Source organism: Streptomyces glaucescens, from assembly GCF_002154375.1.
GTDB classification, from domain to species: Bacteria; Actinomycetota; Actinomycetes; order Streptomycetales; family Streptomycetaceae; genus Streptomyces; species Streptomyces glaucescens.
The window spans coordinates 1-13,420 of sequence record NZ_MUND01000079.1 but is presented as its reverse complement, the minus strand read 5'-3'; the positions used below and the strand labels follow the sequence as shown (position 1 = coordinate 13,420).

8 protein-coding genes and 3 pseudogenes are annotated in these 13,420 nt (G+C 67.1%); 6 read left to right on the top strand and 5 right to left on the bottom strand.

Annotated elements, in window-relative coordinates:
- Positions 1-1,148 (bottom strand): annotated as a pseudogene (locus tag CCN42_RS06235) (DNRLRE domain-containing protein); the annotation flags it as partial.
- Between the two features lie 553 nt (positions 1,149-1,701).
- Here CCN42_RS06235 and CCN42_RS06230 point away from each other — a divergent pair.
- Together CCN42_RS06230 and CCN42_RS42045 are read left to right on the top strand one after the other, a co-directional pair.
- The gene (locus CCN42_RS06230) at positions 1,702-8,898 is read left to right on the top strand and encodes a polymorphic toxin-type HINT domain-containing protein (protein ID WP_086733580.1); all 7,197 of its coding nucleotides are present in this window, start codon (positions 1,702-1,704) and stop codon (positions 8,896-8,898) included.
- Between the two features lie 160 nt (positions 8,899-9,058).
- Positions 9,059-9,406 (top strand): hypothetical protein, encoded by a 348-nt coding sequence (locus CCN42_RS42045; protein WP_143661860.1) that lies wholly within the window; start codon positions 9,059-9,061, stop codon positions 9,404-9,406.
- A 120-nt stretch (positions 9,407-9,526) separates the two neighbouring features.
- On the opposite strand, the pseudogene CCN42_RS46365 reads toward CCN42_RS42045, so the two are convergent.
- A pseudogene (locus CCN42_RS46365) lies at positions 9,527-9,736 on the bottom strand (hypothetical protein); the annotation flags it as partial.
- On the opposite strand from CCN42_RS46365, the gene CCN42_RS42490 reads away from it, so the two are divergent.
- Complete coding sequence (locus CCN42_RS42490; RefSeq protein WP_158102068.1) at positions 9,653-9,829, top strand: hypothetical protein; 177 nt, start codon at positions 9,653-9,655, stop codon at positions 9,827-9,829. The pseudogene CCN42_RS46365 and the gene CCN42_RS42490 overlap by 84 nt on opposite strands.
- Here the strand turns inward: CCN42_RS42490 and CCN42_RS06220 are convergent.
- Entirely contained in the window at positions 9,822-10,217 is a 396-nt protein-coding gene (locus tag CCN42_RS06220; protein ID WP_143661859.1) for a hypothetical protein, read from the bottom strand. The two genes, CCN42_RS42490 and CCN42_RS06220, sit on opposite strands and share 8 nt — an antisense overlap.
- Positions 10,218-10,366: 149 nt before the next feature.
- Here CCN42_RS06220 and nadE point away from each other — a divergent pair, with 149 nt between their 5' ends.
- Positions 10,367-11,188 (top strand): ammonia-dependent NAD(+) synthetase, encoded by an 822-nt coding sequence (gene nadE / locus CCN42_RS06215; protein WP_386606303.1) that lies wholly within the window; start codon positions 10,367-10,369, stop codon positions 11,186-11,188.
- A gap of 3 nt (positions 11,189-11,191) precedes the next feature.
- On the opposite strand, the gene CCN42_RS06210 is transcribed toward nadE, so the two are convergent.
- The gene (locus tag CCN42_RS06210; RefSeq protein WP_086733574.1) at positions 11,192-11,374 is read right to left on the bottom strand and encodes a DUF397 domain-containing protein; all 183 of its coding nucleotides are present in this window, start codon (positions 11,372-11,374) and stop codon (positions 11,192-11,194) included.
- An 11-nt stretch (positions 11,375-11,385) separates the two neighbouring features.
- The gene (locus CCN42_RS06205) at positions 11,386-12,237 is read right to left on the bottom strand and encodes a helix-turn-helix domain-containing protein (RefSeq protein ID WP_086733572.1); all 852 of its coding nucleotides are present in this window, start codon (positions 12,235-12,237) and stop codon (positions 11,386-11,388) included.
- Between the two features lie 192 nt (positions 12,238-12,429).
- Between CCN42_RS06205 and CCN42_RS06200 the strand changes: the two genes are divergently transcribed.
- Together CCN42_RS06200 and CCN42_RS06195 are read left to right on the top strand one after the other, a co-directional pair.
- Positions 12,430-12,927 (top strand): ATP-binding protein, encoded by a 498-nt coding sequence (locus tag CCN42_RS06200; RefSeq protein WP_339384488.1) that lies wholly within the window; start codon positions 12,430-12,432, stop codon positions 12,925-12,927.
- Positions 12,928-13,058: 131 nt separating this feature from the next.
- Positions 13,059-13,420, top strand: a pseudogene (locus CCN42_RS06195) (hypothetical protein); the annotation flags it as partial.

Below are 13,420 nucleotides of genomic sequence, written 5' to 3'. Positions count from 1 at the left end.
GGGGACGGACCGTCCAGGGAGGGCAGGCTGAGCGTCGCTGCCGAGCCCGTGTGGGTGGGCGCCGGGGTGGGCTCGGGCAGTGCCGACGGCAGGGAAGGGCCCGACACGTCGGGTGCGGGATCGTCGCTGGCGGAGGGCAGGTCCTCGACGTCGGTGTCACGCTGCTCGTCGGACTCGACGGGATCCTCTTCAGTGACGCTCGGACTCGGGCTGGTGTCCTCGGTGGGGGTCGGGCTGCCGGAATTCGGTGCCGGTGACTCGGACGTGGTCGGCTGCGCCGTCGCTCCGACGGCTCCGTCGGTGACGGCAGGTGATCCACTGCTGTCCCACATCAACGGGGTCGGTGACACCGCCACTTCGCCGTGGTAGGCGTCCCGGGCACTGACCATGCCCGAGAGCGGATCGAGCCGGAACGTGAGCGTCGAGGAGTGGAGGCCGTAGACCAGTTGGCGCACGTGAGGATCGGAGGCCGCTGCCCGGTTCTTCAGCACCACCAATTGCCCGAAGCCGTCGTCGTCCGCGGTGAGGACGAGGTCAGCGCCCGGGAAGATCTCCGGATACAGCGCGCGGTTGCCGTCGATGATCGGAGCTGGGACAGGGCCCGGCCAGGTGAGCTGAATCGTGTGGTAGTCGCCCACGTGCAGCGTCACCAGGGGGCTCCCGGTGGTTTCCGCACCGGCCTGCTTGACGAGGGATACGCGTTGTACGCCCGAGCGAGACGCACGCTGCTCGGTGCGCGTCCCGGAGCCGGCGGAGAAGACCATGCGGGTGTTGGTGACCGTGGGCTCCCAACCCTGCCTGGTCCGGCGCAGACTTCGGTCGATGTCCTTCCACTCGTTGCCTACCTTGGCGTGGATGGGGGACGCGTACAGACGCTTCATCATGCGACCGTCGGGACGGGCCCACGTGGTGGAGCGCACGGTGCGTGCCGCGGTCACCTCGACGTTCTTTCCCGTTCGTGCCGCCTGCGCGAGAGCGTCGCTCTCGGTCACGGGTCCCGCGGTCCGGTCGACAGCACCGCCGTCTCCCCTCGCGGCGCGGTCGTCGAGTCGCAGCCCGGCGTACACCACGCCAGTGACGGCGAGCGTGCCGGCGAGCAGCGCAGCGCCGGCCCGGCGGCCGGGCGCATTGCGCAAGTTGCGCGTCATCGGGCGAGTCCCCTTCCCCCTCGATCCCCCTCAGAGCCGGCCGATGCCAGGCATACGGCTGGGCCAGCCGATGATGACTTATGGGGGACCTGTCGTCACCCTGTGCCGAAGTCGGGGGAGTGACATCAGGGGCCTTGGAAGGGATTCCTCCGACGCGCACATCACCGACGTGATCCGATGCGAGCGCGCCTGACTGGGGCGTGGTCCTGATCGGCGCAACTCGGTACGTCCATGTATGTGCGTAGAGGTGCACGGCTTTATGGGCAGGCATGGGGCAAGCGCGCTAAATGGGTGTCAGTGAGCCTGTCGGGAGCTATGGAAAGCGTTCTCCGCTTTCGGCTGCTTTCATTGCGTGACGATCTGTTACGTTCCGTGATGATCCTCACATCGCCACATCGTCTCTGGTGTTCCGTCACGCAGTGCTCACAGAATCTGCATGCTCTGTTAAGTCGTCACGCGTGGTCCTTCGGTGATCTCGCTTCGAGTCCGGGGGGACACCGTCGTGTTCGGTCGACTCACGCATGCCCGCAAGCAGCGCCTGGGGCGCACCGCCGTGCCGGTGACCGCCGCGGCGCTGTTGGTGGGGTTGCTGCCGACGCAGGCTCTGGCGTTGCCTCCGGATCCGGTGAAGGAGGAGGTCGGGCGGGAGTCGCTGGTACTCGAAGCGCTCAAGCGGGAGAGGGTGGTCCCGGGGGCCGAGACCAGTGCGCCCACTCGACACCTTGAGACGTTGAGGGCTCTGGTACCCGAGGATTTGGCTGCACCGCCTCCCGGCACGGTCTCTCCGCCCTCGGATCTGGACGGTGCGGTGACCTTCGGGTCGTCCGCGACCCCTGCCTCGGCACGCACTCCGGGGGAAACGGTTCAGCAGACGGCCCTGAGCCCCGTCGGCACGTTGCCCGTCAGCCTGGGCCAAGCCCCGGACCAGCCGGCACCCACGGGCACCTGGCGTGTGCGGATCGAGGATCGAACCGAGGCTGCCGGTCGAGCGATCGACGGCACTTTGCTGACGGTGCAGGCTCCGGACACGGGAGCAGTACCGCTCTCCGTCCGGCTGGACTACTCCACATTCGAGAACCTGTACGGCGCCGACTGGGCTTCGAGGCTGCGGTTCGTGCAGTTTCCGGAGTGTTACCTGACGAGGCCGGACGACGAGGCCTGCCAGTCCTACCAGGAATTGGACACCAACAACGACACGGCGTCGAAGACCATCACCGCGACGGTCGACCCGGCTGCGGACGGCACCGTGACCCCTGCCTCCGCGGACTCAGCCCCTGCTCCTGAACCGGGTGTCGTCCAGGCCGCCTATCGCACGTCGACTTCCGTGACCCCCGCCGCTGCCGGTGACAGCGCGGTCTTGGGCGCCATCGACTCCGGCGGGGGCGATCGCGGGAGCTTCAAGGCATCGCCGCTCCCATCCAGCGGCAAGTGGGAGGTGGCCGGTTCATCCGGCGCCTTCGTCTGGGAGTACCCGCTGGTCGTTCCCGACCCGCCGGCCGGCCCCAAGCCCAACGTCTCCCTCACCTACAACTCACAGACCGTGGACGGCCGCACGGCCGTCTCCTCGCCTCAGACCTCGTGGATCGGTGAGGGCTGGAACTACGACGTCGGCTTCGTCGAGCGCCGTTACCGCACCTGCGAGGACGACCGCAAACCGCTCAAGTCCGGCACTCCCAACAACACTGCTTCGAAGGACAAGACGTCCGACCTGTGCTGGGTGTCGTACAACGCGGTGCTGTCTCTGAACGGCCAGACCAACGAACTGGTCCGCATCGCCGCCTCCGGCAGTGACCCCGAGTCCGACGCCGAGTACTACCGCCTGCAGAAGGACGACGGCACCCGCGTCGAGCACCGGGTCGGCGGCACCAACGGCGACAACAACGGCGAGTACTGGGTGGTCACGACCCGGGACGGCACCAAGTACGTGTACGGCCAGAACCAGGTCGGCGGCGGCCACGTCGACACCAACTCGGTGTCGACCGTCCCCGTCTTCGGCAACCACCCCGGCGAACCCTGCCACGCCACTGCTTTCGCCGATTCGCGCTGCGGTGCCGGCAAGCGGCAGGCCTGGCGCTGGGGCCTGGACAGAGTGGTCGACGTTCACGGCAACACGATGATCGTCAACTGGAAGCAGGAGACGAACCACTACGCCGTCCGCAAGAAGTACAACACTCCCGAGCAATACGACCGTTACGCCTACCCGCTGTCGATCGAGTACGGCATGCGGCCGGACACCCTGACGAAGCCGTCCGCAATAGTCAGGTTCGGTGTCAAGCAGCGCTGCCTGGAGTCGGGCACCCTCTGCGACGGGACGAACTTCGACAAGACCGACGACCCGGGCGCCTACCGCTACTGGTGGGACACCCCCGGCAACCTCAACTGCAAGTCCACCTCGAAGATGTGCCCGGGGTTCCCGTCCTTCTGGACGCAGATGCGCCTCGACACGGTGACCACCGAGGCGGCACGGGCGGGTGAAACTGCTCCTGGCCGGGTCGACAAGTACACCCTGCACCAGTCATTCCCCAAGGACTGGTACGACACCGCACCGGGGCTGTGGCTGAACGCCATCACCCGCACCGGATACGCCCCCGGTGACGCCACGGGCACCCTCCAGTCCAAGGACGGTGTCAGCTTCGCGGAGTACCGAGTGGGCTCCGACTCACCGCTGAAGGACCGGCTCCGGGACCGCCAGTTGCCCAACCGCGTGCCCGCGGACAAGGATGATCGGACTCCTGGCTTCACCCGCCCTCGCATCGGCACCGTCTCCACCGAGAGCGGTGGAGACATCGAAGTGGAGTACACCGGTGGGTGTGCGACGGCGCCGGCCGAGGACAAGGGCAAGAGCAACGGCACCTGCTACCCGTTGAAGTGGTCGATCGACCCCGACGTGGAGACGCCGCCGAAGGTCTGGTTCAACAAGTACGTCGTCGCCTCCGTGCGGGAGATCGACAAGATCACGTCGCGCGGAGAACCGATCGTCACGCAGTACGAGTACTCGGGTCCGGCCTGGGCCAAGAGCGACGACGAGTTCGCCCGCCCAGTGCTGCGCACGTACAGCGACTGGAGGGGATACCGGCAGGTCACTGCGTACAAGGGTGGCAAGTCCACCTCCGGACAGGGCGACCACAACGGTCAGTCACGCAAGGTGACGCGTTACTTCCTGGGCATCGGCGGTGCGGTCGAGGATTCATCCGGCACCTACACCCTGCTCGCGGACGACGCGCCGCAGTACGCGGGCATGACCGCTGAGACCATCACGTACCGGGACTCCGTCGGGGACCGGCACAGTCGCACCCTGACGTTCCCCTCGTCCAAGCAGACCGCGTCCCGCCCCCGTGAGAACGAGGACGGCACGGCCGGCGATCCGCTGCTCGCCCACCGGGTCTGGATCAAGCGGACGGACGAGATCCAGGACATCGACTCCAGTTGGCGCGCCGTGCGCACGAACACCACGGTCGACGACACCTACGGGCTGCCCACGAGCGTGGAGACGGCCGTTGTCCGACCCAACGGCACAGGTGAGGCGCTCTCCGACCGCACCTGCACCACCACCAGCTACGTCCACAACGTCTCGGCCTGGCTGATCGGCCTCGCCACGGAGCAGCACACCACGGGTACGAGCTGCGCCGCTCAGCCCGCCGCCGACCCGGCCACCACGCTCAAGTCCAAGGTGCACTACACCTACGACGGCCTGGCCCACGGCTCGACGCCGGCCAAGGGACTGCTCACGTCCGTGGCCGAGAACAACGGCACCGGTACCGCGCAGTCGCACGTGAGCACGACGACGTACGACCCTCTGGGGCGAGTCCGCAAGGTCACGACCCCCGGCTCGGGCACCACGGAGACCCAGTACACCCCCGGCGACGAGGGCGGCCCGGTCACCCAGGTGAGGTCGATCAACGCACTGGGGCACGTCACCACGACGACCTTCGACCCCGGACGTGGTCTGCCGCTGACCGTCACCGACCCCAACGGCCGCATCACTCGCAACGAGTACGACGCCCTCGGCCGCCTGGTGAAGGGCTGGACGCCGTCGCGCTCCTCCGTGGGTCAGTCGCCGACCGTGCAGATCTCCTACCAGGCGGCCGTGGCGACCCCGAAGATCAACCGCCCCGCCTCGGTGACCGTCCAGACGCTCAAGGACGACGGCACCTACGCCCGCCAGGTGACGCTCTACGACGGCCTCCAGCGCGAGGTGCAGACCCAGGCCGAGGCCCACGGCCCCGGCCGGATCGTCGTGGACACCAAGTACGACGACCACGGCCTCGTGAGCGAGAAGACCAGTGGATACCTCGCGCAGGGTGATCCGAGCACAGATCTCTTCAGCCCCAGGTCCGAGTCACTGATCCCCAGCCTGGTCAGGTACCGCTACGACGGACTGGGACGGCAGTACCGGGCCTCGGTCTACCACAGCGGCGAGTACCAGTACGGCACGCACACCAGCTACCACGACACCGGCACGTACGTGGACCCCGCGGGATCCACCGCCCCTCGCGTCTGGACCGAGCACGACGCCCTCGGCCGTGTCACCTCGGTCACGCACTACAGCAAGGACAGCGGGCCCGAAGGGCGCACGACCAGCTACGAGTACGACGCCCGTGGCAACCGCAGCAAGGTCACCGACCCCGCTGACAACGTCTGGTCGTACGTCCACGACGCTCGCGGGCGGGTGACGTCGAGCACCGACCCCGACACCGGTACGACGCAGACCTGGTACGACGTGGCAGATCGCCCCTACCGGGTCAGAGACGCGCGTGGGCAGGAGACCTTCACCGAGTACGACACGCTCGGCCGGGCCCGCTACGTACGAGAAGGCTCCGCGACCGGCGACTGGGTGAAGCAGTTCACCTATGACCAGGCGCGCGGCGGAGTCGGCATGCCGTCAGCGTCCACGCGGCGCACGGCGGACGGTGACTACAGCAGCAGCGTCACCCAGTACGACGCCGAGTACAACGTCCTGACCAGCGAGATCGCTATCCCGGCGAACTCGATGACCACGGGTCTGTCCGGAACGTACGCCTACAGCTACACGTACACCCCCACGGGCAAGCCGCAGTCGGTGGTCCTGCCGGCGAAGGGCGGCCTGGCGAAGGAGAAGGTCGTCACCCGCTACAACGGCGACGGCCTCCCGGAGTCCACCTCGGGGCTCACCTGGTACACCTCGGACGTCACGTACTCGCCGTTCGGCGAAGCCCTGCGGTCCGTCTCCGCGGCACAGCCCTACCGGGTCTGGACGACGAACTTCGTCGACCCGCACACCGGCCGTCTCCAGCGCACGATCGCCGACCGTGAGACGGGCGACTCGACCAACTCGGTGAACTCGCACCGCATCACGGACGGTTACTACTCCTACGACGTCTCCGGCACGATCACGTCCAGCATGCGCAAGCTCTACGACGCGAGCGTGACCACGTGGGACACCCAGTGCTTCACCTACGACGTCATGGGCGAGCTGGTGCACGCCTGGACGTCGAAGATCACACCCAGTTTCGCCGGTACCGGTTGCAAGGCGGCCGACGGCACCATCTGGGGCCACCGCTCCGACTACGCGGCGTCATCCGGCCCGGTCACCGACGCGCCCGACGCCGCCACGGACGTGGACGCCCCCGACTCCACGCTGAAGTCGACCCTCGCCGCGGCGGCACCCGACCCCGCCACGGTCTCCACCGGACCCACCGCCTACCGCCAGTCGTACACCTTCGACTGGATCGGCAACCGCGCCACGATGACCGAGCACGACCCGGCGGACGCGACGAAGAACGTCACCTACACCTACGGATACGGCAAGCAGATCACCGGCAACGGCACGATCGAGCCCTACACGATCCAGCCGCACACGATGACGTGGGTGTCGTCCACCCCGGAGGGCAAGGGCGGCACCTACTCGTACGACGCCACAGGCAACACAGAGGTCAGAGACCTTCACGACACGACCCAGACCCTGAACTGGACGGCTGAGCAGAAACTGGCGTCGATCACCGACGACGGCACCAAGACGACATACGTCTACGACGCGGCAGGCAACCGCATCCTGGAGCACTCGCCGGCGGGCTCGACCCTGTACCTGGGCGAGACGGAACTGACGACGAACAGCACGGGAACCATCACCCGCGCCTCCCGCGCCTACGGTCAGGCCGGCGCCCCCACGGTGGTCCGCACCACCACCAACGCCGCCGCCACCGGCCACAAGCTCAGCGTCCTCCTCGCCGACCACCTCGGCACGGCCAACGCCTCGGTGGACATCGCCTCCGGCCAGGCCGTCACCCGCCGCGCCTTCAAGCCGTACGGCGAGATCCGCGGCACGAAGCCGACGAACTGGCCCAACAAGCGCAGTTACCTGGGCACGGGCATCGACGACGAGGCGACGGGTCTGACCCACATCGGCGCCCGCGAGTACGACCAGAACACCGGGCGGTTCCTGTCGGCGGACCCGCTGATCGACATCACCGACCCGCTCCAGATGAACGGGTACAGCTACGCGAAGAACAGCCCGATCAGCACCAGCGACCCGGATGGCCTGAGGCCGATCACTCCCTGTGATCGAGGCTGCGACGATGGAGACGAGACTTTCCGGGACTGGATGACTCAGGACGATGACGGCACCTGGTCTTACCACCACGAAACCACGCGCTACGTTCGTGATGGGGAAGGCGACGTCCACAGCACCGTCAAGAGGGGCAGCGAGCACCGGGGTCTCGGCAAGAAGACCGTCTACAAGCCCTACGACTTCACTGCCCAGAACACGGTGTTCAACGCCGCCGTCTCCTTTTTCCTGCCAGACCCGTCCGACTGGAGAAACTGCCTTTCCAGCTTCGAGGGGAAGAGCTGCGTCGTCGCGTCGACGGACTTGCCCTGGCTGAAGGTCTTGAAACTGGTTCCGGACTCGGTGATCAAGAAGGGTACGGAGGCAGTCGAGGACTGGCTCTCTAAGAAGCCCAAGAGCTGCAAGTGCTTCCTCGCCGGCACGGATGTTCTGATGGCCGACGGTACGACCAAGGACATTGAGGATGTCGAGCTCGGAGACAAGGTTCTTGCGGCCGACCCCGAAAGCGGCGAGTCGGGCCCCCGGGAAGTCACCCGTCTGATCGTCACTGAGGAAGACAAACACTTCAACGAGCTGTCTATCGCCACAGAGGACGGCGCCGAGAAGCTGACGGCCACACACGAGCACCCCTTCTGGTCTCCCTCCGCCTTGCTCTGGGTCGAGGCCCGAGACCTGAAGCCGGGCATGACCCTGCTCACAGACGAGGGCGACACCGTCATCATCACGGGCAACCGCCCGTACACCAGGCACGCCCGCACGTATAACCTGACGGTTGATGACCTGCACACGTACTATGTGCTGGCGGGCGAGACTCCGGTACTCGTTCACAACAGCGACGGATGTCCTACGGGTAAGGCGCCTGAAGCTCCTACCATCGACATCGGCAACTACCGAGGTAGGTTCCAGGCGTACTTGCACCGCAGTGGCATGAAGCGGCTGCCAGATGATTGGGATGCCCACCACGCCATCCCGCAGGAGTATCGAAACCATCCAGAGTTCAGTGACTTTGATTTTGATGCGCCATCCAACATGCGTGGAGTGCCCGGCAGCAGGATGAAGTCCCGTGGAGCCAACGTCCATCAAGAGATAACCAACCAATGGAAATGGTTCCATGACATGAATCCGAACCCCTCGCGAGCTCAAATAGAAGACTTCGCGGGGCAGATCGATAGGGGATATGGTGCCTATTTCTGGGCCGAACGTTGATAGCTGGATCGACGAAATGTCGCGCCTGGCCTCACGGTTCGTCGCAGGGTTCGAGACCATGTATGGGTATCCGCCAGGTGAGCACTATGTGTCAAGAGTCGCTGATAGTAGCGGTCGCGACGCGCTCGCTGCGGTCTTGAGCGACGCGGGTGCGAGGGATTTGATCGAGTTCTATTCGCACGTTGCGCAAATCTCCTTGCCTGACGTCGGTCCAGGGTTCTTTGTCGATGAAGCCGAGTATGTGGTTGAGGGGTTGCGTGGCGCTCAGCCAACACAGGTGAGTAGCGTGCCCAATCGGACTGTCGCCGTGTTTGGCTCTGACGGTGGCGGTGCATTGTTTGCTGCCGATCGTCAAACCGGAGAGATTGTTCGGCTGGAAGGTGGATCCCTCATCGGTGATGTCTACGAGGTGGAAGAGTCTGGGGTGCAGGTGATTGCCCGAGATTTCGAGGGATTCATGCAATTCCTGTCTGGTGAATTGCTGCGACAGATTCCCTCTGGGGGATAGGCAGCTGATCGCGCCCGAGTTGATGCCGAGTCCGGCATATGCGACAGCAATGCAGAAGCCCCGTCAGGTGCGCCCTGGCGGGGCTTCTGCGTGGGGTGACGGCAGTAGTTGACGGCAACGTCAGCGGACGGGGGTGGCGCAAGGTGGCGGTTCGTCGTTGTCGCCGTTGGCCGTCCCGGTGATCTTCGAGCTGCCGAGTGCGGTGGTGAGGGTGTTGATGGCGTCTCGTTGGAGGCGGAGTCGGACGTGGGCGTAGACAGTGGCGGTGACGCCGATGTGGGCGTGACCGAGGAGTTCCTTGATCACGACGAGTTCGACGCCCTGTTCGAGTCGGCGGTGGGGGCGGACGCGCTGGCCGACTGTGCATGGCCGTTCTCCTTGTCCGCCAAGGCGACGAAAGGCGAACCCACCGAGATCAGCTGACAGGACTCTTCAGCCAGGGCTTCTCCCGCATCGCGGGGACCGTCTCCCGCCCCCACATCTCGAAGTAGATGTCATTGCCGCGGATGAAGTCCGTCTCGCCGATCCGTCTCTGTTCCAGTTTCGAGCCCGTCGTCTCGGTCCCCTGGTACGTGCACCGGCTCCTGAGGTCGGTCCGCGGAGTGCTGGAACGGCTGTTTCCGACGCCGCTGACCGTGTCCGTCTCGATGGTCACCGACGTGAGCGCCTTCATGGTGCGGTTGGCGTCGTTCAGCAGTTGCCCGGCGGAGCGGGTGTCGGTGGTGCCGGCGGTGTCATCGGTGTCCGCGCAACCCACCGCGACGCCACCCGTCAGCAGACACAGCGCGACCACGGCCGCATTCGTTCTCATGTCCCCCCCAGGGTGTCGAGCGGCACAGGCTACCGAACCAGTGATCTGCAGAGGACACCGCTCGGGGAACACGGCGTCCAGCGTGAGGCACGCGGCGCTTAGAGTTTTCCCGTCGCCCAGGCATCACCCGAGGAGAGACCGTGACCGACGTGCAGCCCATAGCCCTCCAGCAGCAGATCGCCCGCGACCTCCAGGTCGGCGAGTCCTTCGACGCGCGGGAGGAGATCGAGCGGCGGGTGGCGTTTCTCGCCGAGCGGCTGACCTCCGGTGGGCTGCGGGCGCTCGTGCTCGGGATCAGTGGCGGTGTGGACTCGTCCACCGCCGGGCGGCTGTGCCAGCTCGCGGTGGAGCGGGTGCGCGAGGGCGGTGGCGAGGCGACGTTCTTCGCGATGCGGCTGCCGTACGGCGTGCAGGCCGACGAGGCCGACGCGCAGCGGGCGCTGGAGTTCATCCGGGCCGACAAGGTGCTCACCGTCGATGTGAAGCCCGCCAGCGATGCCGCGCTGGAGGCCGTGGTCGCCGGCGGGACCGTGTTCCGGGACGCGCACCACCAGGACTTTGTGCACGGGAACATCAAGGCGCGGCAGCGGATGATTGCGCAGTACGCGGTCGCGGGCGCGGAGAACGGGCTCGTCGTCGGGACCGATCACGCCGCCGAGGCCGTCTCCGGGTTCTTCACGAAGTTCGGAGACGGGGCCGCCGACGTCGTGCCGCTCACCGGGCTCACCAAGCGGCGGGTGCGGGCCGTCGCCGCCGAGCTGGGGGCGCCGGACTCGCTGGTGTGGAAGACGCCGACCGCCGATCTGGAGACCCTGGACCCGGGCAAGCCCGACGAGGACGCGCTCGGGGTGACGTACGACGAGATCGACGACTTCCTGGAGGGCAAGCCGGTCTCCGAGGCCGCTTTCGAGGCGATCGTCCGCCGCTACCGGCTCACCGAGCACAAGCGGCAGCTGCCGATCGCTCCCTGACGATCACCCCGCCCGTGTGCCCAGCGTCGCGACGAACCTCGTCCACGTCGCTGGGCGGACGGTGAGGTGGGGGCCGGTGGTGCGTTTCGAGTCACGGATGTGGACGGTGGTGGGGGCCGTGGCTATCTCGACGCAGTTCGAGGCGTCGGCGCTGTGGCTTGACTTGCGCCAGGTGAGGGTGGACATGCGGGTGCCTTTCAGAGGTCGCGGATGATGCGCAGGATGAGGTCCCGTGAGTCGTCGGCGTCCAGTGCGCTCGCCTCCATGTGGTCGATCACAGCCCGGTACTTGCCGAGTTGAGCCTCCCCGTCGAGGAATTCGCACCCGTGGTGGGTGTCGAGCTGAACGGTGTCCAGCCGGGGCACTGTCCCCACGACGTAGTCGATTCCCTGGCCGGTGCCGTGGAAGCTCTCCCTGCCGAAGGGAACGATCCGGACGGTGACGTGCGGCAGTTCACTCATGTCGAGGATGTGCTGGAGCTGGGCGACGGCCACTTGCCTGCCGCCGTATCCCATCCTCAGCGCCGCCTCGTGAATCGTCGCCGTGTACGGGGTGGGAGTCTCCCGGTGCAGGATGCCCTGCCGCTTGATGCGGTGCGTCAGCCGGTGCTCCACCTCGTACTGCGCGAAGGGCGGGATGCCGCCTCGGAAGAGCGCACGGGCGTGGTCGGTGGTCTGGAGCAGGGCGGGGATGTGGATGACCAGGGCCACGCGCAGGGCGGTCGCGTAGTGCTCCAGCTCGGCCAGGTCGATCAGGCCGACCGGGAGATGTTCCCGGTACTCGTCCCACCAGCCTCGTGTCCGCCCGCCGGTCATGTTCGCCAAGGCGTCGATGAGCGCCTGGTCGGCGCAGTGGTAGGCGCGGGCGAAGGTGCGTACCCGGTCGGCGCTGACCGCGTAGCGGCCGGACTCGATGCCGCTGATCTGCGCCTGCTTCACGCCGAGCAGGGTCGCGGCGGCGCTGGACGTCAGCCCCGCGCGCTCGCGGAGTCTGCGTAGCTCGGTGCCCAGGCGCCGCTGGCGCAGGGTGGGGTCGGTGGTTGGCGGCACTCGGCTCTCTCTCGTCACGTCCGGTCCTCGTGGTCACCCACAGGAGGGAACTGTGAAGTCTTTGTCCCGCTTGTTGTTAAGTATTACATCGGACACCCCTAGGGTGGGTCTCACGCCGCTCAACCGCCCCCGCCCGTAAGCCGGAAGCGCACCGCTCCGCGGCACTGCCACCGCCCGGCGTCGGCGTCGAGCGTGTCCAAGTCCCCTTCCTCCCGGAGGTGTTCCGTGGTCACCGTAGCCCCGTGCCGACCCTGGGTGTACGCCCTTCGCCTGCCGCATGACCCCCGCGCCGCACACGTCGCACGGGTGACCGTGCGGGCCGTGCTCCGCTCGCACGGGAGGGAGGAAGTGCTCGACACCGCCGAGCTGTTGGTGTCCGAGCTCGTCTCCAACGCCTACCTGCACACCGAGGGACCCGCCTCGCTCCGGCTGACGGGGCTGGCCGACGGCCGGCTGAGGGTGGGGGTGTGGGACAGTGACCCGCGTATCCCGGCGCCGTTCGGTGATCCTGCCGGTGAACGCCTGGTCTCCTCCGTTCCGGGCGACGTCGAGCACGGGCGTGGGCTGCTGCTCGTGCGGGAGTACGCGAACGCGTGGGGCGGATGGCCCCTGGGTGACGGGCTACTCGGGCGGGGTGGTGGGAAGTTGCTGTGGTTCGAGGTGGGCGGGCATGGCCCCCGGGGACGGTGACTCTCACCGTACGACCACATGGAGCGGGAGCACGGCGACCTGCCGTGACCGTGCGCGCGCCCGTGTGGAAAACTGCGCCGCGTTGCGGAAGTGAACAGCTGACTCAGGTGGCGCGGGAAGCGGGGGTACGGGTGAGCAAGCGGCAGGTACAGAGCATGCTGCGGCTGATGGCGAGCGGAGAGCCCGTCCAGGTCACGAGTGCCATGGCGTCCGTGAAGAAGCTCGCCCGGCTCGCCTTCGTGGCCCAGCAGTTCGGCTACGAGTACGCCGACGTGCGGCAGCAGGGCGGGGCCAACAACAGCGCCCTCGTCATGCTGATCGTGCCCGACCCGTCGCCCCACGCCCGCACGCGGGCGGCGCAGAACTGGGCGCAGTACCCGAACGCGGGGGACGGGGTGTCGCTTCCGCCGTTCGTGCCGGACGCGCTGGAACTGCTCAAGGCCCGGATCAACTACGACCTCACCGGGAACGGGATCGAGAAGCGGCTGCTCAT